This is a genomic window from Atlanticothrix silvestris CENA357 (assembly GCF_016056295.1).
In the GTDB taxonomy this organism is placed as follows: domain Bacteria; phylum Cyanobacteriota; class Cyanobacteriia; order Cyanobacteriales; family Nostocaceae; genus Atlanticothrix; species Atlanticothrix silvestris.
On sequence record NZ_JAECZB010000062.1, the window covers coordinates 21,125 to 46,016 of the forward strand.

Annotated in this window: 22 protein-coding genes; 8 read left to right on the forward strand and 14 right to left on the reverse strand. The window is 40.8% G+C overall.

Features of this window, described 5'->3' with window-relative positions; genetic code table 11:
- The first annotated feature begins 7 nt into the window (after positions 1–7).
- The 3 genes from cydB to I8751_RS17225 all read left to right on the forward strand — a co-directional run bounded on the left by cydB (position 8) and on the right by I8751_RS17225 (position 2,767).
- Entirely contained in the window at positions 8–1,021 is a 1,014-nt protein-coding gene (cydB, locus tag I8751_RS17215; protein WP_214440350.1) for a cytochrome d ubiquinol oxidase subunit II, read from the forward strand.
- Between the two features lie 32 nt (positions 1,022–1,053).
- Positions 1,054–1,206: a hypothetical protein gene (locus tag I8751_RS17220; RefSeq protein ID WP_214440351.1), complete on the forward strand. Its 153-nt coding sequence runs from the start codon at positions 1,054–1,056 to the stop codon at positions 1,204–1,206.
- Between the two features lie 583 nt (positions 1,207–1,789).
- Entirely contained in the window at positions 1,790–2,767 is a 978-nt protein-coding gene (locus tag I8751_RS17225) for a sucrase ferredoxin (protein ID WP_214440352.1), read from the forward strand.
- Between the two features lie 202 nt (positions 2,768–2,969).
- Here I8751_RS17225 and I8751_RS17230 read toward each other — a convergent pair whose 3' ends face one another.
- Positions 2,970–4,850 (reverse strand): ABC transporter ATP-binding protein, encoded by a 1,881-nt coding sequence (locus I8751_RS17230; protein ID WP_214440353.1) that lies wholly within the window; start codon positions 4,848–4,850, stop codon positions 2,970–2,972.
- A gap of 77 nt (positions 4,851–4,927) precedes the next feature.
- On the opposite strand from I8751_RS17230, the gene I8751_RS17235 reads away from it, so the two are divergent.
- From I8751_RS17235 to I8751_RS17255, 5 genes are all read left to right on the forward strand, one after another.
- Positions 4,928–5,446 carry a GNAT family N-acetyltransferase gene (locus I8751_RS17235; RefSeq protein ID WP_214440354.1) on the forward strand — a complete coding sequence of 173 codons (519 nt, stop codon included), beginning with the start codon at positions 4,928–4,930 and terminating at the stop codon, positions 5,444–5,446.
- Positions 5,447–5,810: 364 nt separating this feature from the next.
- Positions 5,811–6,188, forward strand: coding sequence for a sensory rhodopsin transducer (locus tag I8751_RS17240; RefSeq protein WP_214440355.1), 378 nt, complete (start codon positions 5,811–5,813; stop codon positions 6,186–6,188).
- Between the two features lie 201 nt (positions 6,189–6,389).
- A complete protein-coding gene (locus I8751_RS17245) occupies positions 6,390–6,740 on the forward strand; it encodes a phage holin family protein (protein ID WP_214440356.1) in 351 nt (116 codons plus the stop codon).
- A 49-nt stretch (positions 6,741–6,789) separates the two neighbouring features.
- Positions 6,790–7,611, forward strand: coding sequence for a superoxide dismutase (locus tag I8751_RS17250; RefSeq protein WP_318780343.1), 822 nt, complete (start codon positions 6,790–6,792; stop codon positions 7,609–7,611).
- Between the two features lie 197 nt (positions 7,612–7,808).
- Complete coding sequence (locus I8751_RS17255; protein ID WP_214440357.1) at positions 7,809–9,137, forward strand: ferredoxin reductase family protein; 1,329 nt, start codon at positions 7,809–7,811, stop codon at positions 9,135–9,137.
- Positions 9,138–9,530: 393 nt separating this feature from the next.
- Here I8751_RS17255 and aroF read toward each other — a convergent pair whose 3' ends face one another.
- From aroF to I8751_RS17320, 13 genes are all read right to left on the reverse strand, one after another.
- On the reverse strand, positions 9,531–10,607 hold the full coding sequence (gene aroF / locus I8751_RS17260) for a 3-deoxy-7-phosphoheptulonate synthase (RefSeq protein WP_214440358.1): 1,077 nt from the start codon (positions 10,605–10,607) through the stop codon (positions 9,531–9,533).
- A 71-nt stretch (positions 10,608–10,678) separates the two neighbouring features.
- A complete protein-coding gene (gene trpD / locus I8751_RS17265) occupies positions 10,679–11,776 on the reverse strand; it encodes an anthranilate phosphoribosyltransferase (RefSeq protein ID WP_214440359.1) in 1,098 nt (365 codons plus the stop codon).
- 13 nt (positions 11,777–11,789) lie between these two features.
- Positions 11,790–13,016: a tryptophan synthase subunit beta gene (gene trpB, locus I8751_RS17270; RefSeq protein ID WP_214440360.1), complete on the reverse strand. Its 1,227-nt coding sequence runs from the start codon at positions 13,014–13,016 to the stop codon at positions 11,790–11,792.
- Between the two features lie 170 nt (positions 13,017–13,186).
- On the reverse strand, positions 13,187–14,014 hold the full coding sequence (gene trpA / locus I8751_RS17275; RefSeq protein ID WP_214440361.1) for a tryptophan synthase subunit alpha: 828 nt from the start codon (positions 14,012–14,014) through the stop codon (positions 13,187–13,189).
- A gap of 47 nt (positions 14,015–14,061) precedes the next feature.
- A complete protein-coding gene (locus tag I8751_RS17280) occupies positions 14,062–14,247 on the reverse strand; it encodes a hypothetical protein (protein WP_214440362.1) in 186 nt (61 codons plus the stop codon).
- Positions 14,248–14,282: 35 nt separating this feature from the next.
- Entirely contained in the window at positions 14,283–15,110 is an 828-nt protein-coding gene (gene trpC / locus I8751_RS17285; RefSeq protein WP_214440363.1) for an indole-3-glycerol phosphate synthase TrpC, read from the reverse strand.
- Positions 15,111–15,210: 100 nt separating this feature from the next.
- Positions 15,211–17,430, reverse strand: coding sequence for an anthranilate synthase (locus tag I8751_RS17290; protein ID WP_214440364.1), 2,220 nt, complete (start codon positions 17,428–17,430; stop codon positions 15,211–15,213).
- Positions 17,431–17,804: 374 nt separating this feature from the next.
- Positions 17,805–19,190: an alkaline phosphatase family protein gene (locus I8751_RS17295; protein ID WP_214440365.1), complete on the reverse strand. Its 1,386-nt coding sequence runs from the start codon at positions 19,188–19,190 to the stop codon at positions 17,805–17,807.
- Positions 19,191–19,283: 93 nt separating this feature from the next.
- Positions 19,284–20,528 carry a metabolite traffic protein EboE gene (eboE, locus tag I8751_RS17300; protein ID WP_214440366.1) on the reverse strand — a complete coding sequence of 415 codons (1,245 nt, stop codon included), beginning with the start codon at positions 20,526–20,528 and terminating at the stop codon, positions 19,284–19,286.
- Between the two features lie 85 nt (positions 20,529–20,613).
- Positions 20,614–21,789 carry a 3-dehydroquinate synthase gene (locus I8751_RS17305; RefSeq protein WP_214440367.1) on the reverse strand — a complete coding sequence of 392 codons (1,176 nt, stop codon included), beginning with the start codon at positions 21,787–21,789 and terminating at the stop codon, positions 20,614–20,616.
- Positions 21,786–22,424 carry a DsbA family oxidoreductase gene (locus I8751_RS17310; protein WP_214440368.1) on the reverse strand — a complete coding sequence of 213 codons (639 nt, stop codon included), beginning with the start codon at positions 22,422–22,424 and terminating at the stop codon, positions 21,786–21,788. The genes I8751_RS17305 and I8751_RS17310 overlap by 4 nt, the downstream gene beginning before the upstream one ends.
- A 167-nt stretch (positions 22,425–22,591) precedes the next feature.
- A complete protein-coding gene (gene tyrA, locus I8751_RS17315) occupies positions 22,592–23,410 on the reverse strand; it encodes a bifunctional chorismate mutase/prephenate dehydrogenase (RefSeq protein WP_214440369.1) in 819 nt (272 codons plus the stop codon).
- Positions 23,411–23,428: 18 nt separating this feature from the next.
- Positions 23,429–24,718, reverse strand: a complete 1,290-nt coding sequence (locus I8751_RS17320; RefSeq protein WP_214440370.1) for a glycosyltransferase family 4 protein — start codon at positions 24,716–24,718, stop codon at positions 23,429–23,431.
- Between the last annotated feature and the right edge of the window lie 174 nt (positions 24,719–24,892).

Here is a 24,892-nt window from a genome sequence, read left to right on the forward strand (position 1 = left end):
AGATTATATGGAGACGCTAAGTTATTTTCTCCCCCAAGTATGGTTTGTGGTTTTAGCTCTCTTCTTATTCCTCTATGTGATGTTAGACGGGTTCGACTTAGGGGTAGGGATATTATCTCTTACCTCCTCTGATGATGAACGTCGGGGCATCTTAATGACCAGCTTGAGCAATATCTGGGATGCTAATGAAACTTGGCTGGTGCTGATGGCAGGAGGTTTGTTTGGGGCATTTCCTTTAGCTTACGGCACGATTTTAACTGCCCTATATATCCCTATTCTCATAATGGTGTTTGGGTTTGTTTTTCGGGGTGTGGCATTTGAGTTTCGTGAGCTTTCTAATCGCAAATTCTTTTGGAATTTCGCCTTTGGCGCTGGAAGTTTTTTGGCTGCACTCGGTCAAGGATTTGCTCTTGGTGCTGTACTCAAAGGTATCGCCGTTGATGAGGCGGGACACTTTATTGGTACAACTTGGGATTGGCTAAGTGTTCCTTCGGTGCTGGTAGCTTTGACGTTAATTCAAGCTTACGTGCTGATTGGTTCTACTTATCTAGTGTGGAAAACCACAGGAGAATTGCAGGTAACTCATTATAGAACTGCCAAAATTGCCGCTTGGACAACTTTAATGGGTGCTATTTTTATCACGATTACAACACCAATAATTTATGAAAGTGCGCGATCGCGTTTGTTTCAACAGCCCTTAGTTTACATTTTTGCTGTCATTCCCATTTTGGGAGTATGGTTAATTTGGCAACTTTTACAGAGTCTTGGCCGCCAAGAAGAAAGAGCGCCTTTCGTCTGGACAATTCTGCTATTCGTGTTGACGTTCCTAGGCTTAGGACTAATTGTCTTTCCTTACATTATTCCTACTAAGATCACGATCTATGAAGCCGCTGCTGATCCTAGTTCCCTGGTAATCATGATTATCTTTATTGGCTTCCTTATCCCTGTAATGCTGTTTTATAACCTCTACCAATACATTGTTTTTCGGGGTAAGGTAACAGGCGGTCAATATGGGGAATAGATCCCATTTTTAACAGGGAACAGGGACTGTCTGTGACGCGGGATTTAAGTCCCCGTCTTCTCTGCAAGACACTACGTGAACGTACAGCGTCTCGTAGAGAAGACTTACCACCTATAGGTGGGGGACTTAAACCCATTGGCGGTGAGAGGGAACGAACGGACAAACTGTTGCCTGTTGCCCGTTAAGAGTTCCCTCTGCCGTTGGTGCAGCCTCTCATAGAGAAGGGAGTTGACTTATAAATACTTGGTGTCTTAGTGGTTCAAGATTTTTTTACCACTAAGACACTAAGGCATAAAGGTTCTCATGAGTTCTGGTGTACGCAGTTCATGATGGCTATTTGTAGTCAACCAAAAAGGTTCTTTTAAAAAAAACGGATTATAGCATTTTTTCTAAAAAAATATATGGATATAAACAAAACTATGTTACAAAAAGTAAATAGAAATAAAATTCTTACCAATACCAATTGATAACTATTATCATTAAGGAAGGAGAATAAATACCCATAAATTCAGGCGTTCAGTGAACGTCAGTCAAACAGTGATTTAACAAGGGCACTTTTTTTTAAAGTTTATTTAGCTCTATTGTAGAGATTTTATTAATGGCAAAGACGTTTAGGGAAAATGATGTTATAAAGTGCCTACTTGGTATTAACTAGTAAATGCAGATTATTCTTTTTTGTTCTTTTTAATTTTATGAGAATGTAACCCAAAACACAATTTTAGTTTGTTGTATCTTTTGTCCCCAATGTAGACCTAATGAGTACGATCAATGAATACTTTTTTTTGTTCTGATTATGCACGGCAAGTAGGAGAAGATGTTATTGGTAGTGCGAATAATTACCAAACTTATGTTCTAATTGAATGTCCCCCACCGTGGATGCCAGAAGCTTTTAATTCCAAATGGATACCAAAAAATTTACAGACTTTGGTAAAAGAGGTAAACCGCACTAAATTACCGATTAGATTTCTTTTAATTGCTAATGATTTATCGCATAAGTCAAATCATACAACTTTGTTGATTTATCAAAAACAAATAGGTCTAAGCTACGGGTATTATAAGCACGAGTTTAAACTGCCAAATATTGAACAAGCATCTGAAGTAGTCAGACAATATTTACAGGGTAAATTATCGGAATATGAAATAGAAACAAATATAACTAGAGATATTTTAGTATGTACCCACGGGAGCCATGATCAATGCTGTGCTAGATATGGGAATCCTTTTTATTTTTATGCTAAAGCTACTATCTCTGATTTACACTTAGACAATATTCGAGTTTGGCAATCCAGTCATTTTGGCGGACATCGATTTGCACCCACAGCGATAGACTTACCAGAAGGAAGATATTATGGCATTCTGGAACAAGAATCATTCCGGTCAATTTTGACGCGTACTGGTGATATTCAATGCCTAAACAAAGTCTATAGAGGCTGGGGAATTTTGCCTCCACCAATTCAGATTTTAGAAAGAGAATTAATTCTGAACAAAGGATGGGATTGGTTCAATTATAAAGTTACAGGTAAAATTATTGAGCAAAGTTTAGATAATAACACCATTTTAGGTGAGCTAACTTTTGAAGACAAATCTGGTTCTCTCTACACTTACCAGGCTAAATTTGTCAAAAATCAAACAAAGACTCTACAGGTGAAGAGTTCTTGCAAGGCAACCGAAAAATCTGTATTTGTCAAATACACTGTCGATAGTCTTTGGCTTGTATCTCATAAAATCGTAACTTATAGTGCATGATTTTGTGAAATAAAAGGGTTTTCATCTACTAATTCGTAATTCGTAATTCGTAATTAAAAAACTCCGATTCTATGTAGGTTTCCAGGTTTATATTGATATTGCTGGCAAATTATCTAAATCTCAAGCTAGCTTTCCACTAAAAGCTGAGAAATTTTCTCTAGTTTCCTAGTAAAAACAAGAAAGCATCAAATTCTTAAATTAACTAACTTCCTAACATTTGCAAATTGTGCAAAGTGGCATACATTCCTCCTTGTCGTAATAATTCGTCATGGTTTCCCTGTTCGATTAATTCACCCCGCTTCAACACAAAAATCCGATCCACATTGCGAATTGTAGATAAACGGTGAGCGATAATGATTGCAGTACGTTTTGATAAAAGCTGGTTTAAGGCTTCTTGAATTAAGGCTTCTGTCACTACATCCAAACTAGCAGTTGCTTCATCTAGTATTAATATTTGCGGATTGCGAATAGCTGCACGGGCGAAGGCTAAAAGTTGCTTTTGACCACTAGAAATATTTGTACCTCTTTCTCGCAATTGAGTATCATATCCTAGGGGTAATTGTTCAATAAACTGAGCAACGTTAGTTTTTTGTGCAGCTTCTTGGATTTCTTCAAAGGTATAGCGATCGCCTAAAGTAATATTACTTTTAACATCGCCAGCAAACAAAAAGCCTTCTTGTAAAATTACTGCCAGATAGCGTCGCAGTTCTGCTTGGGGTAGTTCTCGAATATCTACGCCATCAACTAAAATCCGTCCTTGAGTAGGTTCGTAGAGGCGGCATAAAAGACGAATGATTGAACTTTTACCTGCGCCAGTGGGGCCTACCAATGCCACTTTTTCACCAGGATGAATAATAAAGTCTAAGTCTTTAATGACATAATCATCATTTTTGTAAGCAAACCAGACATGTTCAAAGCGGATTTCTCCTAATTCCGGTGTAGTTTCGAGATTTGGCGATTCTAAATCGGCAGCAATCTCATCGATGTAGCCAAATTTAGCATCAAACATAGAAAAACGCGGATTGGCGCGATCGCGGATTTCTATCGGTTCATCCAAAATATCACTTACACGTTCAATAGCAGTGAACCCAGCTTGAATGACAGTAAATTTTTCGGCAAAATCGCGCAAAGGATCAAATAATCTTTGGGCATATAAAACAAACGCAGATAAAGTCCCAAAAGTGAGATTATTTCCTAATAGTAACCAACCACCCATCCAAAGAACACCTGCAATGGCTACCAAGCCAATCCATTCCAGAGTTGCGGACACAGCTGAATCATAAAAAATGGTTTGATCTACTTGGTCGGTGTAACGTTCGTTGCTGTTACGAAACACTTGGGCATTAAACTTTTCTCGTCGGAACAATTGCACTACATTCATCCCAACCACATTTTCTTGTAGCTGGGAATTCAAAATTGAAAGTTCTTCCCGTGCTTTGTAATTGGCTTGGCGATACTGCTGCTGAAAGTAAATAATCATTGAGGTGATAGGTAAAAGCATCAACAACAGCAAGCAAGCAAGTTGCCATTGAATAGAAACCATCACGCCAATGATTACTAACATAGAAAATATATTGGATACAATCCCGATCGCCCCAGTAGAAAAGACATCTCCCAATACTTCTACGTCACTGGTCAGTCTAGTAATTAACTTACCTACGGGTGTGCGATCAAAAAAACGCACTGCTAGAGATGTTACGTGATGGAACAAGTCTCGGCGAATTGCAGCTGTGATTTGTTGTCCTAGCTTCTGTAGTAGATAACCCTGAACACCTGTTATTATCAGTCGTGTAGTAATTGCAACCAGCAGCAACCCTAAAAGAATGTTTAACCCTTGCCCCAAGGGGCGATTTTTGAGAAATTCGTAGGTGCTTGGTTCATTGCGAATTAGAGAAATAATCTGTCCAATTAGCAGAGGCTGTACAGCCCCTGCTATAGCTACCAGCACAAGTAAACCCATTACTAGTGCCAGTATTCCTCTGCTATTACGGACATAGGGTAATAAACGCAGAAATAACCGCCAGTCATTGCTACGCTCGCGGCTTTTTCTGTAAGATTTTTTGAAGGATTGGTAGATGCTCATAGTAAGAGCATTATATTAATTTTTGCAATCCGAAAAACACGTTTTTAATCTAGCATCCCCATGTTTATTTTGATGCCATGCCTGAGATAGAAACCGCAAGACTGCGGCTGAGACACTTCACCTTAGAAGACTTCAATGATTTGTTTGGGCTTTACACTGATGCAGACGTTATGAGGTATCTATCGCCTAGAACCAGAGAACAGACGGAAGCTAGCTTGTGTAAACATATTCAACATTGGCAAAACCATAACTTCGGGATGTGGGCAGTCATGCACAAAAATAGCGGTAAAATGATTGGCCGCTGTGGATTGGGCTTTTTAGAAAATACCCCGGAAGTTGAACTTGGCTATGTATTAAACAAATCTTATTGGAATCGGGGACTAGGTACAGAAGCATCTATAGCTACATTAAATTACGGTTTTTGGGAAGTAGGACTAAATCGAATAGTGGCGATCGCTCATCCAGAAAACATTGCTTCAGTGCGGGTGATTCAGAAAATTGGCATGAAATACGAAAAAGATGCCCACTTCTACAACACAGATGTGGTGTATTATGCCGTAACACTAGATTTATGGCAACAAAGTGGTCACAAGTAGTGTGTTTTTACTCTAAAAAATTGAATTATTGCTCGTCGCTGTCACTTTTTAATCACATTTATTGTTAATGCTAAAAACAGAGCAATAAAAATTGTCTGTTATTTATAGAAAACTATAAAAACTACTTCTACTGGCAGAAGTCGAAATCAATAATATTATTTAATCTTGTTCAGAGCTTGTAGCCAATCAAACATGAAAAACTTTTACATGGATTACGCAGTTTACATAACACAGGCGCACAAACTGCTGTAGATGATGATGTTGTTAGAAGTACATTCAATATTTTAGGAAATATAACTATTTTCTCGAAGGCACGACGAAAACTAATCAATAAAAGAGTGCGATCTTTACCAGGAGATTTTTAATGAGTCAGTCAATAGGAAGTACTTGTTGGGCGATAGCTGAAGGATACATCCCTGCATACAGCAACGGCCCAGAACCTCAATTTACTAGTCATGAAACTGTATGCATCCTCAATGCTGGTGACTCTGATGCCCATGTAGAAATGACGATTTTTTACAGTGACCAGGAACCTGTGGGCCCTTATCAAGTGACGGTTCCCGCTAGACGCACACGACACATCCGCTTTAACGACCTTACCGATCCAAAACCAATTCCTCATGACACCGATTTTGCTAGCGTGATTAGGTCAGATGTACCAATTGTAGTACAACATACTCGGTTAGATTCTCGACAATCAGAAAATGCTCTTCTCAGTACTATTGCTTATGCCAGTAATTGAGTAGCAGGGGTAGCCTCAATCAATAAAATGAGATTGGAGGAATTGTAATGGCAAAGTTTTGCTATCACGCCTTCCATGAGCAGTTTATTACAGTACGTTTAAGCTGCCGAACAAGCTGGTTTGACCGTCAAATTTTGTTCACATTCTTTGCTAATACTCTAAATAGAAACTTGATAAATCATTGAAATAAAGGAGTTTCTTATGGGTGGGCTAATACTTACTTGGCTAGTTACCACTGTCAGCTTTTTAATTATTTCAAAGCTGCCAATTGGAGTGGAGATTGATAACTTTGGTAAGGCGTTAATTTCTGCTACTGTTTTTGGAATTTTAAATGCTCTTTTGCTACCGATTTTGACATTTTTTACCTTTCCCTTTATTTTGATTACCTTAGGCTTGTTCTTTTTTGTTTTGAACGCCATTATCTTTGGTTTAGCCGCTGCTATAGTGCCTGGGTTTAGCTTAAGGTGGGGTTTTTGGAGCGCTTTGATCGGTTCAATCGCTTTATCAATAATCAATACTATACTTTTGCGACTTGTAGCACCAATCTTCTAAAATTAACAACAGCACCAAATAAAACTCACAATTTGATGAATAAGGAATGATGATGAATTTTTTACGGCAAAAAATCAGCTATTTATTGATGGGAGTAATGCTATTTATGGTGCTAGGTGCTTGTCAGCCAGTACCAACAGTTGAATCACAATCAGTCACAGGGACACCAATAGCCACATCCGTCGCAACTCAAACTCCTGCGACATCTTCTGTTCCCGTAGCTTATCCTGATCGGGAACTGAGCGCTTCTCCAGCACAATTGCCAAAACTACCTTACGCTTATAACGCACTAGAGAAAGCGATAGACGCGGAAACAATGAAACTGCATCATGACAAACACCATGCAGCGTATGTTAACAACCTGAATAATGCCTTGAAAAAGTATTCAGACCTGCAAAACAGAAGTGTGGAAGCTATACTCCGGGATTTGGAAAGTGTACCAGAAGATATTCGCACAACAGTACGCAACAACGGTGGCGGCCACCTCAATCACACAATTTTTTGGCAAATTATGAGTCCAAATGGTGGTGGGCAACCAACAGGAGAAATAGCAGAAGAAATTAACAAAACCTTCGGCAATTTTGAAGGTTTCCAAAAACAGTTTAATGCAGCAGGTAGCGATCGCTTCGGTAGTGGTTGGGTTTGGTTAGTGCGTAATCCTCAAGGTCAATTGCAAATTACAAGTACGCCAAATCAGGACAGCCCGATTATGGAAGGTTTGTATCCCATTATGGGTAATGACGTGTGGGAACACGCATATTACCTCAGATATCAGAACCGTCGTGCCGATTATTTAAATAATTGGTGGAATGTGGTGAATTGGTCGGAAATTAATAGACGCGCCCAAGCCTCATTGAAGCAGCCAGCCTAAGAATCTATCACATTAATTTGGATGGTGATACGTGTTTGTAGTAAGGGCTTTAGTCCTTGGTTTTTTAAGCACTGAAGTGTTTACTACAAACCTAGACGCTAAGGGAGACAAAGAAAAAACTATTGCTATTGAAGATTTATCCATCAAATTAACCTTAACGCTCTACTAGAAGGTCAGCGCTGATGAGAAGTTTGTTGATGAAAAATCCCGTAGCTATAGCGGTATCTTGGATAGGTGCGTATCTCGTGCTTATTCTGTTACCCCTACTGATTTTGCTGTTATACCCACCAACATCAAATGAACAGCGGAGTTTTTGGCTAGAATTTTCTGTCGCCCTTGGGTTCATTGGTTTAGCAATGATGGCAATGCAGTTTGCTTTGACTGCGCGCATCAACCGTATAGAAGCTTCATACGGCATTGACTTGATTCTTCAGTTTCACCGCTACACTTCAATAGTTGCATTTTTCTTCATCCTTGCCCATCCGTTAATCTTATTCATTGATAACCCCCAGACACTGCAACTATTAAATTTCATTCAAGCCCCCTGGCGAGCAAGGATGGCAGTTATTGCTACTTTGGCGTTAGTTGCAATTATTGTCACCTCCATTTGGCGAAAAGAATTGAAAATCCCTTACGAGCCTTGGCGCACGGCTCATGGCATCTTAGCTGTAATTGCTGTTGGATTTGGTTTAGGACACGCCTTAGGTGTAGGTAACTATCTGGGGCTGTTTTGGAAGGGAGTTCTCTGGACTGGGATTGCACTAATTGCCCTATGGTTGTTGATTTACGTCCGCCTAGTCAAACCTTGGTTGATGTTGAAAAAACCTTACTTGGTAGAAACAGTAATTCCCCATCAAGGCAATGTTTGGAATCTAGTTTTGCGTCCCAGAGGACATGAGGGAATACGTTTCCAGCCTGGTCAATTCGCTTGGCTCACCTTAGAAATTTCCCCGTTTAGAATGCGGGAACATCCATTTTCTATTGCTTCCAGTGCGGAAAATTCTGAACGTATTGAATTTGGCATTAAGGCTGTAGGAGATTTCACAAACACCATCAAAGATGTCAAACCAGGCACTAAAGCTTATCTGGATGGCCCTTATGGAGTTTTTACCACAGATCTTTATGAGAACACAGCAGGATTTGTCTTCATCGCTGGAGGTATCGGCATTACACCAATTATGAGTATGCTCGTTACTTTGGCAGAACGCGATGATGAACGCCCCTTGCTATTAATTTATGCAAGTAAGACTTGGGAAGACATAACTTATCGTGAAGAATTAGAAGCTCTTAAGAACACATTAGACCTGACAATTATTCACGTTTTAAGAGAACCACCAGAGGAATGGTCAGGGGAGACGGGGTACATTGACAAAGAACTGCTCGAACGCTACATCCCCAAGCGTCCTGCAACGCGAAATTACTTTATTTGTGCTGTACCCAAAATGATGGATCAAGTCGAGGTGGCTTTGCATGAATTAGGAGTCCCTGTCACCAACATCCACATGGAACACTACAACCTTGTTTAACAATTAATCATTTATAATTCAAAATTCCAATCTTATGCGTTACAGTATCATGCTTCAACTTGTGGCAACTATCACCTTGATTTTTCTGGGGACATCTGCGTTATTTGCTTGGTTACAATACCGTCCAGCACCAGATGAAAATAGTATACAAGGTAGTATTTCATATAATTAAGTATTTCGGGAGCGATCGCCAGACGCAACTATTAGATACTTTCTTGTTCAAGCGATCGCCTTAATAGATGCTGCCATTTTTCGCATTGCTAAGATTATTGCCCAAGTTGAGGCAATTTTATAATGGGGCATGGATAAGAAGGGCAAAGGGGAAAGGGTTTATTTCTTCATCCTTTACCCTTTACCCTTTAACCTTTTCCCAAGATTGTTGCTCCCTGCTACCTAAACGTGTAACAGTTCAGCAGTCTTCGCTGTCTGCGTAGACCAGCGGTCAATGACTTTGCCAATTACTGACATATCTTGAACCAAGCGGTCAAACTTATCAGGAGTGAGAGATTGAGGGCCGTCAGATAAAGCTTTTGCGGGATTGGGGTGAACTTCAATCATTAAAGCATCTGTACCAGCTGCGATCGCAGCCATTGCCATCGAAGGAACATATTCCGATCTACCAGTACCGTGGCTAGGATCGATCATGATTGGGAGATGAGTAAGCGATCGCAATACGGGAAGCACTGATAAATCTAAAGTATTACGGGCATATTTACCATCAAAGGTTCTAATTCCGCGTTCGCAAAGAATTACATTCGGGTTTCCTGATGCCAAAATATACTCTGCTGCCATCAACCACTCATCAATGGTGGCGGACATTCCCCGCTTGAGCAACACGGGTTTATCTTGAGCGCCGACTTTCTTTAGCAGCGAGAAGTTGTGCATATTTCTAGCACCTATTTGGATGACATCAGCAACTCTCGCTACTGCTGGTAAATCAGCAGCATCCATCAGTTCTGTGATGATACCCAAACCTGTAGCTTCACGGGCTGCGGCTAACAAATCTAAAGCGCTTTCACCATATCCTTGAAACGCATAAGGTGAGGTGCGGGGTTTGTAAGCTCCCCCACGTAGAAACTTTGCTCCTGCGGTCTTTACCCGCTTGGCTGTCTCTACAATCATCGCTTCATTTTCCACAGAACAAGGCCCAGCTACCACCACAATCGGATGATGTTCTCCGAAAGAAACGTGACCGTTGGGTGTGGAAACAACGACCTCGCTAGCTTCTCCATGTCGAAATTCTCGACTAACCCGCTTGAAAGGTTTTTCTACTCGCAATACTTGTTCAATCCAAGGGCTAAACTCCTGAATTTGCAGCCGATCAAGAGTTGCTGTTTCACCAATCATTCCTAGAACAACTTTATGCTTGCCGATGCTTTTTTCTACTTTTACTTCCCAAGTGTCACTTAGTTCTTTGGTTAGGCGAGTAATTTCCTCTGCAGGTGTACCAGTTTTAAGTACTACAATCATTTGATTTTTCCTTTGTCGGTTGTTAGTTGTCAGTTGTCAGTGGTCAGTTGTCAGTGGTCAGTTGTCAGTGGTTAAGAATCGTGCAAAAATTCGGCGAGTTGTTCTAATTTTGTCCAAGCAGCACCGCTTCGTAGAACTTCTTTAGCCAGGACAATACCTTTGATGCAACCTGCTAAAATATCTGTTTCGCCAGCGATCGCTTCACCAACTTGCAGGGCTAAGGCTGTATTTAAAGCGACTACATCTTGCTGCGCTTGAGTACCTTTTCCTTGCAAAACTGCCTTTAAGATTTCCGCATTTTCTTGGACATCTCCACCCCGCAATGCTGTAGTTGGTGCAGGACTCAAACCCAGTTCTTGAGGATTTAGTGTTAGACATCGTACCTTTTTTTCTTGGAGTACAGCTAAATCAGTGACATCCGCTAAACCAGCCTCATCTAAACGTTCGCGTCCGTGGAGAGCGATCGCACTTCGGCATCCCAACTGCGATAAAGCTTGAGCTATTTCTTCTATTAACAGCGGATCGTTCACACCAATAATTTGTCCCGTCGGTCGCATGGGATTAACCAAAGGCCCCAACAGATTAAAAATAGTCCGCACCTTCAAAGTTTTTCGCAAAGCAGCAACCGCCTTCAGTGCGGGATGCCAACCAGGAGCAAACAAAAACGTGATGCCAATTTCGCCCACTGCTGCTTGCACTTTTTCAGGGCTAGCATTGAGATTAATACCCAAAGCTTCCAACACATCAGCGGAACCAGTCTTACTAGATGCAGAACGATTACCATGTTTGGCAACTTTCACCCCAGCCGCCGCAGCCACAAAAGCTACAGCAGTGGAAATATTAAAAGTTGAAGCGCCATCTCCACCAGTTCCACAGGTGTCAATTAAAGGGAATGAAGACTGGGAACTAGAGGAAGAAGATTGAGATTGTAAGACACTGGCCATGCCTACTAATTCTTCGGCAGATACCCCTTTAGCTTGAATTGCCGCTAAAATCGCCCCTGATAAAACGGGAGGAATAGCATCTTGAAGCCAACCTTGCATTAAATCAGCAGCTTGAGTGCGAGTTAAAGATTGCCGAGCAAACAACTGTTGTAATAAACTTGGCCAGTCGTAATCATCAACAGTTACAGAGATATTATCCGGTGGAGTTTGAGTTGCAGCTATCATTACGAATTACGAATTATTTAAGGACTTTCGCCACAGTTTGTACATCTTTGTCACCTCTACCAGAGCAATTGATGACAATTTTGGGATTACCATCGAGCTGAGGACAAAGAATTTCTAAATAAGCGATCGCATGAGCAGTTTCTAAAGCTGGGATAATTCCTTCTAGTTGGGAAAGCTTCTGAAATGCATCTAAAGCTTGTTTATCGGTGACGCTGTAATATTCGGCACGACCCAGATCCTTTAAATAACTATGCTCAGGCCCTACGCCAGGATAGTCTAAGCCTGCACTAATTGAATGTGCTTCAATTATTTGACCATCATCATCTTGCAATAGGTAACTCATTGCACCGTGTAAAACTCCAACTTGTCCTCGTGTCAGAGTTGCTGCGTGTTTTTGGGTATCTACACCTTCACCGGCCGCTTCAACTCCAATCATCCGTACAGCAGATTCATCCATAAATTCATGGAATAATCCGATCGCATTGGAACCGCCACCCACGCAAGCAAGTAAAATATCCGGTAGTCCTCCCCATTTTTCTTGACATTGAGCGCGTGTTTCTTGACCAATGACGGCATGGAAATCACGCACCATCATTGGGTAGGGGTGGGGGCCAGCCACGGAACCTAAGATGTAATGGGTGGTTTCGACATTCGTCACCCAATCCCGAATCGCTTCTGAGGTGGCATCTTTGAGGGTTCCTGTTCCTGCTTCTACGGGGCGAACTTCTGCTCCCATCAACTTCATCCGAAATACGTTGAGGGATTGTCGTTCCATGTCGTGGATGCCCATGTAAATTACGCATTCCAGACCAAACAGTGCACATACGGTTGCAGTTGCTACTCCGTGCTGTCCGGCTCCGGTTTCGGCAATAATTCGCTGTTTACCCATACGCTTGGCTAGTAGTGCCTGAGCTAATGCGTTATTAATTTTGTGAGCGCCTGTGTGATTTAAGTCTTCGCGTTTTAAGTAAATTTGCGCTCCTGTGCCATCAGGTCTAGCGTAGCGTTTTGTGAGGCGTTCAGCAAAATATAATGGGCTGGGTCGTCCGACGTAATCTCGTAGGAGGTTTTGCAGTTGGGCTTGGAAGTTGGGGTCGTGGCGATATTGTTGATATGCTGTTTCTAGTTCTGCTAGGGCAGGCATTAAGGTTTCGGGGACGTATTTACCGCCGAATTTGCCAAATCTGCCTAGGGAGTCTGGTTGTTGAGTTGTTGTTTTGATGTCTTGTATGCTGACCACTGGTTAAAATCCTTGCTTGATATTTTTGAGAACTTACACTAAAGCTAAGATTTTCTTGGTGTTTCTTCCTTGGCGCTCTTGGCGTCTTGGCGGTTCGTTACTCTTTCTCTTTTTAGAAAAAGCTCACGCAAAGGCGCAAAGACGCAAAGGTAGAAAAATACCAAGATTTTTTACTTAGCAACACCAACTTGTTGCAGGGATGCGGGGGTTATTGCTGTTTTGAGTTCGCGACAAAGTTGTTCTATGGCTTGTAGTCCTTCGGTGGGAGTACCTTGGGCGAGGCGGTTGACGAAGGCGCTACCAACAATTACTGCGTCTGCACCCCATTCTTTGATTTGATGTGCTTGTTCTGGCCCTGAGATGCCAAAACCAACGCCGATGGGTTTGTCGGTGACGCTGCGTAAGTCTGTGATCAGATGTTTCACGCGGTTTTGGATTTGAGAACGTACACCTGTTACACCTGTTACACTCACGAGGTAGATAAATCCCTGAGATTGACGAGCAATCGCAATAATCCGATCTTGAGAACTGGTAGGAGCTACGAGTAAAATGACTTCAATTTCAAAAGATGCTGCGGTCTGTATTAATTGTTTTGCTTCTTCTAAGGGTAGGTCTGGTACTACTAACCCTTGCACTCCGGCGGCGGCAATTTCTGTTAAAAATGTCTTGATACCCCGGTGCAAAATGGGGTTGTAGTAAGTAAATAAGATGATTGGTGCTTTTAGGCTAGGACTCACAGTTTGCAACATCTGGAGAACTTGCTCTAATTTTGTGCCTCTTTGTAAAGCGCGAGTGGCGGCGGCTTGAATTACTGGCCCGTCTGCTAAAGGATCGGAATAAGGAACGCCCAACTCGATGAAGTCAGCACCATTGCGATCTAAGATGCGTAAAGCTTCGGCGGTGGTTTCTAAATTAGGATCGCCAGCGGTGATGAAGGGAATCAAAGCACACTTTTGCTGCTGACGTAAAGTTTGAAAGGAATCGGAGATAGAAGTCATTCTGAAAATTAGTTAATAGTTTTGGAATAATCAACAATTAGCAATAGCTACGCTATATTTTTTGTTGTTGAGGCTTTAAGCTTCATCGTTGAGGCTTTGAGCTTCATCGTTGATGCTTTAAGCTTCATCGTTAATGCTTTAAACTCCATCGTTGATGCTTTAAACTCCATCGTTGATGCTTTAAACTCCATCGTTGAGTCTTTAAGCTTCATCGTTGAGTCTTTAAGCTTCATTGTTGAGTCTTCTACCTCTCACATCAGTATTGAATTTAAACAAGGCTCAAAAGATTACGCACAGCTTGTTCTATATCGCTTTGCTTAATTAAAGACTCTCCTACTAAAACTGCACGTGCGCCAGCCTCAGCAACAACAGACAAATCAGCAGGTGTATATAATCCCGACTCACTGACAACGGTAATCCCCAAGTTTTGCATTTGTTGTTGCCGCTGTGCCAAAAGTAGCTGTGTTGTGGCTAAATCAACTGTAAAATTGTCTAAATTACGGTTGTTGATTCCTAATAAACGTAAGTCTTTAAGTTTCAGCACCCGATCTAGTTCAGCAATAGTATGGACTTCTACCAGCGCAGTCATGTCTAAATTGTGAATCACTTGCAAAAAGTCCTGGAGTTGTTGACCGCTCAAGATTGCAGCAATCAATAACACTGCATCAGCGCCAGCGGTTCGTGCTAAATAAATTTGATAAGGGTCAATGATGAACTCTTTACACAGTAAAGGTAATGCAACTTGCGATCGCACACTCCGTAGATTACCAAAACTGCCTTGAAAAAACTTCTCGTCAGTCAAAATTGATAAACAAGCCGCGCCACCTCGTTCATAAGCGGTAGCGATAGCCACTGGGTCAAAATCCTCTCGGATGACTCCGCGACTCGGTGAGGCTTTTTTAACTTCGGCAATTAAGCTAGGTCGGTGGGGATTTTGTTGCAAAGCAGTCAAGAAATTTCGCACAGGGGCGGCATAATCTAATTGATTTTGCAAAGATTCTAAAGGCAGTGCCTGCTGCATTTGTGCAACTTCCTGCTTTTTATGCCGCACAATTTCTTCAAGAATATGACTAGGAGGGGTAATTTTGTTCATCATAAAAGGGGCTAGGGGTTAGGGATTAGGGGCTAAGCCCATGCTTCGCTCAATGAAAAATCAAGAATTAAAAATTGAACTGATTCGATTTAATTTTTAATTTTTAATTCCCAAAGGGATGCCCCGTGCCCAATAACTCTCTAGTCTGCGTATATTTATGTACCACGTTTTGAATCATTGCCAAACCAACTTTACCATTTAAGGTCATGATGGATTCTGGATGAAATTGCACAGCAGCAATCGGAAGTGCTTTATGTTCAATAGCCATAATTACGTCATCATCAGAAATCGCTGTGACGTTAAGTTCTCTTGGCAACTGTTGTGGGATAGCAAACAATGAGTGGTATCTACCTACTGTAAAAGATTCTGGTAAGTTCTTAAAGAGAACAGAATCTGAGTCGGTGACGAAAATCCGCGAGGATTTACCATGTTGGGGATAGTTGAGAACTCCGAGTTGTCCGCCGAAAGCCTCGACGATGCCTTGTAGTCCTAAACAAACTCCAAAAATGGGAATTTGGCGACGGATACAAGCATGAACCATCTCTGGAACTAGAAAATCACTTGGTCTACCAGGGCCAGGAGACAATACAACTAAATCAGGGCGTTCTGTGTCGAATAGTGATTCGCAAAAGCCATGACGTAAGGTTGTGACACTTGCGCCAGTTTGGCGAATGTAATTGGCTAGTGTATGTACAAATGAATCTTCGTGATCTATTAGCAAAACACGTTTGTCAGATTCCACATTTGAGGAACTTTTACTTAATTTTATCGAAGTGCGATCACCTGTTTTCTCACTCGTTTGTTTTACGCGACGAATCGTTTCAAATAAAGCCGCAGCTTTGGTAATGGTTTCTTGTTCTTCGGCTTGGGGTATGGAGTCATAAAGGACTGTAGCACCAACTCGCACTTCGGCGATCGCATCTTTTAATCGAATTGTCCGCAAGATTAAGCCAGTGTTTAAGTTGCCGTTGAAGTTTAAATAGCCAACAGCTCCACCATACCAACGTCGGGCGCTGCGTTCATGCTGTTCGATAAATTCTATAGCAGCTCTTTTGGGTGCGCCAGTGACTGTCACTGCCCAAGTATGACTGAGAAACGCATCTAAAGCATCAAATTGCGATCGCAGTGTACCTTCGACATGATCGACTGTATGGATCAAGTGACTGTACAATTCAATTTGGCGACGACCAATCACTTGTACTGAACCTGGTTCACAAATCCGTGATTTGTCGTTGCGGTCAACGTCTGTACACATGGTTAACTCAGCTTCATCTTTGTGTGAATTGAGTAATTGACGAATTTGCACAGCATCATCAATGGCATCTTGTCCCCGGCTAATAGTGCCACTAATTGGACAAGTTTCTACACGTCTACCCTCAACCCGCACAAACATTTCTGGAGATGCACCAATTATGTATTCTCCACCTAAGTTAAAAATAAACCCATAAGGACTGGGATTGATTTGTTTTAAGGTTTCAAATAGTTTACTGGGTTCCTCTTCACAAGCTGCAAAAAAACTTTGACTCGGAACTACTTCAAATAAATCACCCCGGCGGAAATAATCGAGGGCACTTTCAACTTGCTGCTTGGCATACTCGCCTACTTTATGGTCAGCAATTTGAGTTGGAACTAAACGTTTGCCGCGATAATCAATAGATTCACCTGTTCTAGGCAAATTACAAGTACTGCCATACTTTGTTTCAAATTCGTATTGCAGACAAAATGCCCGTTGTTGGTAGTAATCGACTACTATTAATTCATCAGGTAAGTAAAGTAATAAATCACGTTGATCTGTAGGACGTTCTAAACATTGGGTAATTGGTTCAAACTGAAAAACTAAATCATAGCCAAACGCACCATACAATCCTAGATGTTCGTCTTCATGACTAGAGAAAGTATGGAGGATTTCGCGCACAACTGCAAATGCCGAAGGTTGTTTACTGCGTTCTTCTTCAGCAAAGAATTGTTTGGTAGGTTTTACCAATCCTGTGATGTAATCTTTAGCTTGGTTGACATCCTGAACTTGCTGTGATTGCGAGAGTTTCTCTAAAAATAAAGGTAAAAGAACTTGACCGCGATCGTTCAAGGCTGTCAATGTGAAAGTATTTTCTCTGGTTGTCAATTCTAGTGGCGGATTGACAAATCCAATTGCCCATCTTTTATATCTTCCTGGATATTCGTAGCTACTATTTAACAAACCTCCACGTTGAGAATTTAAGTAAAATAGAATATCTTCAAGGGCAGTTTCTATCTTTACTTCTGTGATGGAACGAGAAATACAAACACCACCAAGGGTTGTGTAGGAATGGGAGTCAATAATCATAGATGATTTCTCTGGAACAGTTATTAGTCAAAAGCCATTAATCATTAGATTATTAGTTAATTTAAGAACCAAAAAATTAGTATAGCTAGATAGGAATCTAACTACATTTGTCTTGTTTCAGTTTCTCTTTATTTAAAAAGTAATTAAAAAATTTGTGTTTGCTTTGTATGATTAAAGTTTACTAAATATCATGCAGATAACACATTGATAATTTTTTCGATTGAGGTATCAATTTATTCGTTGTTGATGATGCTTTTTTAGTAAAATTTATAAAATCCTTACTGGAAAATACCGCCTCTTCCTAAAGATATATAAAAAATCTATTTAGGGAAGATTTATCTCCTGAAAAAATGAGGAAACTAAAAACAGCAATATTATGTATTGCCATTTTTACTTAAATGTCCAAGAATTAATTGACAAACATCACTTGCTTGGATTGAATCAGTGTCTAATAAGTGAGCTTGATTGGTAATTAATAACGGCCCCTCAGCAGGAGAAGGCGCAAGACAACCATGAGAACCACGTACTAAAGAAGCATCCAAAGGAATAACATCCATCAAGTAGCGAAATCCTAGTTGTTTCTTTAAAAGTTTGAGTCCAATTTTTGCTTTAGGAAGTTTGATTTTGGGGTCAATAAAAAGTTCTACAGGATCGTAACCAGGTTTGCGGTGAATATCAACAGTATTGGCAAAATCTGGGGCGCGGCGATCGTCAAGCCAATAATAATAAGTAAACCAAGCATCAGGTTGGGCTACTGCAATTAATTCTCCCGATCTAGAATGAGCCAAACCATAAGCTAACTTGTCGGTATCATCTAAAACGTATGCAACTCCTTCAGTTTCTTCTAAAAGCGATCGCACTTTCGGAATATAAAACGGATCGTTGACATAAACATGAGCAATTTGATGATCGGCGACAGCAAACGCTTTACTCGCACCAGCATCTAATAATTCTCGTCCCAGTTCTTCACGTACTGTTAGCAAGCCTTGTTCTCGCAACATCCGATTGAGGTGAATCGGTTGCGATACTGATGTAATTCCATATTCTGACAAAACAATAACTTGAGCGCCGCGATTTTCGTAGTATTGAATCAAATCACCACAAACTCTATCAATTGCTTGTAAATCTTCAGCTACTTTATCTACATCAGGGCCAAATTTTTGTAAGCAGTAATCGAGATGTGGTAAATAAACTAGTGACAGCGTAGGGTTATGGCGTTCTTCAACACACTTGGCTGCATCTGCAATCCATTGGGTAGCACGAATAGATGTGTTAGGCCCCCAGAAATTGAATAAAGGAAATTGACCGAGTTTGGTTTGTAATTGCGATCGCAAATTTCCCGGTTGCGTATGAATATCAGGAATTTTTCTCCCATCGGCAGGATACATCGGTCTGGGGGTAACTGCATAGTCTACCGATGAGTACATGTTGTACCACCAAAACAAGTTGGCGCAGGTAAAGTTGGGATCTAGCGCTTTCGCCATTTCCCACATTTTGGGAGTCTGGACGAGTTTATTAGACTGTCGCCAAAATTTAATTTCACACTCATCTCGAAAGTACCAACCATTAGCGACAATTCCATGTTCGCTAGGTGACTTTCCTGTAAGATAAGTTGCTTGGGCTGTGCAGGTGACAGCGGGTAATATTGGTGTAATTGGGATGACTTGGCCTTTTTTTGCCCAGCTAGAAAGAAGGGGTGTGTGTTTACCTAAGAGGCTGGGTGTTAAGCCGACTACGTTGAGAACAACAGTTTTTTGCATGAAAACAATTAAGAGTAAAGCCTATCGAACCGCCAAGCCGCCAAGAGCGCCAAGAAAGGAAACTGAGAGTTTTATAATTAAAATATTTTGTGATTAATTACTAGTGACTAAGGATTTTGTTAACAATTTTGATAGCACCCATTCGTATTCGCGTTGTATTGATGCTGATAAATCGAGTTTCATGTCTTCTGGTAAGACTTCCCAGGTGTAGGTTTCTATTTCTAGATGGGTGCAAGTTTGGCGATTTTTTAAGAGATTTAATACGGTAATAATGTCATCTTGGGTAGACTGCAACAATTGGTAATCGCGGATAAAAAGCGGGACGTGGAAGTGAATCCGCCACTCTTCATCTATGGTATTTTTGAGGTTTGGTAAAGCAGTTTCTAAGTCTGAATAATGACGCGATCGCCCGTAAGAATCACGAGCAATTACTTGATGTAAATATGTTGATTCTGCAAAAGGATTTAATCGCTCTTCTAGCTGATGGCGTTGTTCAGCACTTTCGGGTATATTCACCTGCAATGCAGCACTAATTTGAATTTTGCCAACTTGAATCCCTGCTGCTTGAAATTGTTGGAAAACTGAAACAGGATTTTCATACTCGACAGCAAAATGGCAAGTGTCATAACAAACACGCACATGCTCTAGTAAGTAATTTTCAGCGGCGACTTGCGAAATTCCTAAATGTTTTACTAAATAAGCACCACCAATAGGTAATAAATGCATTTGGAAATAATCAACCACTTCGGTAGCGTTTTCAATTAATCCATCTGGTTCTGGTTCCAAATCCAGGTGTAAGAGTTTTCCTTGTTCAGCATGGATACGTATCATCCGAGACACAACCTCTGCTATGTGGAGACTAGCACTATCCATAACAGATGCTTGAACAAGTTGATTACCCTTGTACCAAGGTTTGTAAGACAACGGCAATGTAGAAATACTACCTTCAGTTTCATTTGGTAATAATGCCGCCAAAATATTCGTTAATTGTAAAGTGTAATCCAATCGCTCTTGCTGTGACCAATCCGGCGCATAAACTTGGTCTTTCACGACTTCTCGATGAAATCGCCCATAAGGAAAACCATTCAAAGTAAACACATATAAATCTTCTTCCTCCAACCACAATTGAAACTCACTTAAAGCATTTCCCCCTAACAACTCCCTAGCTGCTACCTCTGCTAAACGTAACCCAATCCCGAAAGATTTACCAGGTGCCAATCGTGCTTTAAGAGGTGGAATATACTGCTTTAAATTAGCAAAAACTTGACCCCATTCTTCCCCAGGATGAATATTAGTGCAATAAGTCAAATGAAAATTATTATTAATTCCAACCTTCATCTTTTGCCCACTTTAACTTAGTCTTTGTTTTGAACCACAAAGACACGAAGACAACTATCTTCTTTGCGCCTTTGCGTGAGAAAACTTATCCCTTACACAACAACAAAATAGCCTCCTTATACAAACTCAAATCCACCTCATGCACCTCAACTCCCTTGCCAACACCTTCCAACAAAGTCAAAGTTAACTCACCCCCCAAATGCTCCCGAAACTCACTCAAACCCTGAAACAAAGAGTAAGAATCTTCCAACTCTGGTAAATACAACATAAAACCCAATACTGTCAGTGTATGTAGTATTTGTTGCCATTCCGAGCCATCAAGCAGCCCTAAAAGATAAGAATAAGTACTATCCAAAGCAATACCGATCGCCACTGCTTCGCCATGACGTAAACTGTAATTCGTCAAATGCTCTAATTTATGCGCCGCCCAATGACCAAAATCCAAAGGACGGGATGAACCCATTTCAAAAGCATCGCCACTGTTGGCAATATGTTCTAGATGTAACTGGGCACAGCGATAAATCACCTGTTGCATAACATCCATATCTCGACGGACAAGGGCGGTGCTATGGCTGTGAATAAAATCAAAAAAGCTAGCATCCTTTATTAACGCTACTTTCAGCGCCTCTGCAATCCCAGAACGCCAATCGCGATCGCTTAATGTTGTCAAGAATGCAGAATCATTAATTACTGCATAAGGTGGGGCAAATGTACCGAGAAAGTTCTTTTTACCAAAGGCATTGATACCGTTTTTTACTCCCACCCCAGAATCATTTTGTGCTAGCACTGTCGTCGGAATCCGAATCAAACGAACTCCTCGGTGAGCAGTTGCGGCTGCATATCCTACCAAATCCAACACAGCCCCACCACCAATTGCCAATATATAGGAGTGGCGACATAATCCCGCGGCTTCAATTTGTTGATGGATTTGTTCTAACAAATTTGGATCATTCTTCGCAGCTTCACCAGCCGGAACGATCATCGGTTCAACAGCCAATGTTAGTACTTCTGCATAAAACTTGCTATAAACTGCTAATTGCTTCAGTAAATCAGGATAGAACGTTAATAATCCTGCATCTACTACTGCTAATACTTTCTTTGGCTTTTGCTCTCCATCGGCTGTAATTACTTGCGCCAACGTGGGGTTTTTTAATTCAAACAAATTATTAGTAAAGTAAATTTCATAGTTGAAACTCACTGAAACACGTTGATGGATTGGTTGTAGATTAAATGTCTTTTTTTGTCTAATCTCTAATATCATCTTTTTATATCCTGAAGTGCAGCATTATTTAAAGCTTGTAGAAAAACCTCAACAGAGTGAGAACCATTTACCTTGACTTTGTTGTTGATGATGAAGAACGGCACACTAGTAATACCATGCGATCGCACTAAGGTTGATTCAGTGACAATTGCCTTAACCGCAGCTTCATCACTTAACTGCGATCGCAATTCAATAGCATCCATTTGATAGGCTGTACCAATGGCAACCAAAACATCAATATCTCCAATGTTCAAACCATCTTCAAAATAAGCTTGATAAATTGCTTCTACAACATTATTTTTGACGTTTGTTGGTGCTAAAGCAATTAATCGGTGAGAAAGCTTAGTATTAACAGCCAAATCGATTTTATTAAAATCGAGCTTAATTCCAGCAGCCTCCCCTGCTAGTCGCACATAATCAAACATATACTGGAGTTCTTTGACTCCAATACCTTTTTTTGTTTGCATAAAGCTGCGAAATTCATGCCCAGAAGCAGGAACAGTATCATCGAGAAGAAAAGGATGCCAGTTAATTTGTACTGCTGCTTCTTGCCATTGTGCTAGAGCATCGAAAAGATGCTTTTTACCAATTCGGCACCAAGGGCAAACAGTATCATGAAAAATATCGATTAACATACTTATTATTTATAGTTTTCATCTCTCTTTATCGGTACTTATCTGCGGTTAATTATTTCTTCCTGTACTTTAGATAAGCCTTATAAACTAAATCTTTTTTATCCCACGCAGAGACGCAGAGGCGCAGAGAGTAAGAGTTTTAAAATGCTACTTTTTGATTTCATATTTTACTCAAAAAACTTTTGAGTATTTTTAAACTCTTCAATTAATGCAACTCTATCTTTCTTTGCGACCAAACTTGCTAAACGGCTATAATTATCAGCTAAAGAACTAATTGCTTGACATCTTTCTTGCGAAGCTAGCATAATATCAACGCATAAATTAGGACTTTGAGCAAACAAACGTTTTAGAATCTCAATTTCTTGGCGGTAGCTAGGAGTTGACATTGTTAAACTCCGACCAATATCGATGCTTGCTTCAGCCAAAAAAACGCCCATGCTAAATCTACAAAAATGCTGCATCGCTTGAATAATCACCATCATTTCGTCGTGTTCTTCAGGCGTACAAACAACTAACTCTCCACCCTGACCTTTAATAAAGTCTAATAACCATTCAAATGAATTATCGTTCCGTCCTGGACATACGACCACTTTTTGCTCTAAGAACGATGTGATATTGGGCCCAAACATTGGGTGTAAGCCCATAACAGGCCCACAATGATGTTCGAGCATTGCTTGAGTCGGCTGTATTTTAATACTTGTGATGTCACACAATGCCGTAGTTGGAGCTATATATTTAGTTGCACGCTTAATGACATCAACTGTATATGCAATGGGAACAGATACTAACACTAATTCTGCTGGACTTAACAGCTGTTCTGCATACTCCCAATCTTCTTGTTCGAGAACACTAACGTTGTGGCCTCCTGCTGTAAGTTGCTCTTTAAATAATTTTCCCATTCTGCCATGTCCACCGATGATAGTAATTCGTCGGGGTTTGACATGATTTACTAATGCAGCCTCAAGAGTGATGGCTTTCAAAGGCATTTTTTTTGTCCCCAATTTTCAAATATCAGCCAGTGATTCTTTGGAAATGAATTTGGGTAAAATATCCAAATTTGTAGCTCGATTGGCAACAACATCAGCGAATAATTTTTCATAACTATCCAGCGCTTGTTCAAAGGCATAGTTTTTAACTGCAAACTTTCTCCCTTTATTACCTAGCTGGGCTGCTAAAGCAGGATTTGCATATAAATGTTGCAGTGCATTTGCCAAAGATTCAGGTGATTCTGGCTCAACAACTATGCCACCACCACTTTGTTGAATGGCTTTGGCAGCAGTACCAGTGGCGGGAACTGAACCTACTATTGGGCGACCACTAGCCAGCAACAGTGGTATTTTGGAAGGCATATTGAAGGAAATTACATTGCGCTTTTGCACAATTAAGCCTACATCTGCTGCTGCCAACATTTGTGGTAATTTTTCTCGCGGTTGTAGCGGCACTAACAAAACATTATCTGCCCCACAACTGAGACAATGTTGCTGCAATCTTTCCAGCGCTTTCGATTCACCAGCAATCACAAAAGCAATATCTTTGATATGGCGCAAGCGAACTGCTGCTTCTACAACTGTTTCTAAACCTTGAGTGAGAGCAATGTTACCTGAATAAAGCACCACAAATTTATCATCTAATTGATGCGCCCTTCTCCAAGAGTTATTCTGCTTCGACAAAGGTCTGATGAAATTAAGATTTACCCAATTGGGAATACAGGCAATTTTATTGGCAGGTACACCTTTTTGTAATAAATTATCCACAAAACCGTCGGCAATTACACTGATAGTGTGGGCAGTGCGATAAGCAAATTTTTCTAAAGTTTCAAAAGCCCGAATTATTAATTTATTCTTGATTAATCCTACACGTACAGCAGCTTCAGGAAGAATATCTTGCACATTCAATACTACTGGGCAGTTGTATAACCAACCTAGTAAAGTTGCAGGTAAACAAACCAATAGCGGTGGTACTGTTAAGAGAATTACATCAGGTCGCTGCCCTTTAAGAGCTTGTGGCAAACTTGTAAAGACAAAGCTTAATTCTAATAACAGTCGGTCTATAAGGTTGGGTTTGGATTTTATCCGCAGGTAGCTACGTTGAATAGTAACGCCATTTTTTTGTTCGTTAACGTACAACTTACCCCGGTAGCCCTCGTAAATTTGGCGCTGGGGATAGTTGGGCATTCCTGTAATTACCCGTACTTCATGACCCCGTTCTACCAGGCCTTCTGCTAGTTCAGTCATCAAAGGCGCAATTCCAATTGGCTCTGGATGATAGTTGTAAGAATAAATCAGAATGTGCATGAGCTATTATTTTCCTAGAAGCACCTTGAAAATGTTGGCTTTACGCTATGAGGGTTAGTTGTCAGTTGTCAGTTGTCAACGATGCACTGAGCTTGTTGCTCTCTGTGTACTCTGCGTCCTCTGCGGTTTATTTTCCTTTACCCATGCGTAAGTCCTGACATCTTTACTACAAAC

Bases quoted from the DNA above. Each gene is read 5' to 3' on its own strand.
- cydB (WP_214440350.1), top strand. From the start codon at position 8: ATGGAGACGCTAAGTTATTTTCTCCCCCAAGTATGGTTTGTGGTTTTA.
- aroF (WP_214440358.1), bottom strand. From the start codon at position 10,607: ATGATTGTAGTACTTAAAACTGGTACACCTGCAGAGGAAATTACTCGC.
- I8751_RS17320 (WP_214440370.1), bottom strand. From the start codon at position 24,718: ATGCACATTCTGATTTATTCTTACAACTATCATCCAGAGCCAATTGGA.
- I8751_RS17305 (WP_214440367.1), bottom strand. From the start codon at position 21,789: ATGATATTAGAGATTAGACAAAAAAAGACATTTAATCTACAACCAATC.
- I8751_RS17245 (WP_214440356.1), top strand. From the start codon at position 6,390: ATGGGTGGGCTAATACTTACTTGGCTAGTTACCACTGTCAGCTTTTTA.
- I8751_RS17230 (WP_214440353.1), bottom strand. From the start codon at position 4,850: ATGAGCATCTACCAATCCTTCAAAAAATCTTACAGAAAAAGCCGCGAG.
- I8751_RS17290 (WP_214440364.1), bottom strand. From the start codon at position 17,430: ATGATTATTGACTCCCATTCCTACACAACCCTTGGTGGTGTTTGTATT.
- I8751_RS17225 (WP_214440352.1), top strand. From the start codon at position 1,790: ATGAATACTTTTTTTTGTTCTGATTATGCACGGCAAGTAGGAGAAGAT.
- I8751_RS17250 (WP_318780343.1), top strand. From the start codon at position 6,790: ATGATGAATTTTTTACGGCAAAAAATCAGCTATTTATTGATGGGAGTA.
- trpD (WP_214440359.1), bottom strand. From the start codon at position 11,776: ATGATAGCTGCAACTCAAACTCCACCGGATAATATCTCTGTAACTGTT.
- I8751_RS17280 (WP_214440362.1), bottom strand. From the start codon at position 14,247: ATGAAGCTTAAAGACTCAACGATGAAGCTTAAAGACTCAACGATGGAG.
- eboE (WP_214440366.1), bottom strand. From the start codon at position 20,528: ATGAAGGTTGGAATTAATAATAATTTTCATTTGACTTATTGCACTAAT.
- trpA (WP_214440361.1), bottom strand. From the start codon at position 14,014: ATGACTTCTATCTCCGATTCCTTTCAAACTTTACGTCAGCAGCAAAAG.
- I8751_RS17240 (WP_214440355.1), top strand. From the start codon at position 5,811: ATGAGTCAGTCAATAGGAAGTACTTGTTGGGCGATAGCTGAAGGATAC.
- I8751_RS17235 (WP_214440354.1), top strand. From the start codon at position 4,928: ATGCCTGAGATAGAAACCGCAAGACTGCGGCTGAGACACTTCACCTTA.
- I8751_RS17310 (WP_214440368.1), bottom strand. From the start codon at position 22,424: ATGTTAATCGATATTTTTCATGATACTGTTTGCCCTTGGTGCCGAATT.
- tyrA (WP_214440369.1), bottom strand. From the start codon at position 23,410: ATGCCTTTGAAAGCCATCACTCTTGAGGCTGCATTAGTAAATCATGTC.
- trpC (WP_214440363.1), bottom strand. From the start codon at position 15,110: ATGATGAACAAAATTACCCCTCCTAGTCATATTCTTGAAGAAATTGTG.
- I8751_RS17255 (WP_214440357.1), top strand. From the start codon at position 7,809: ATGAAAAATCCCGTAGCTATAGCGGTATCTTGGATAGGTGCGTATCTC.
- I8751_RS17295 (WP_214440365.1), bottom strand. From the start codon at position 19,190: ATGCAAAAAACTGTTGTTCTCAACGTAGTCGGCTTAACACCCAGCCTC.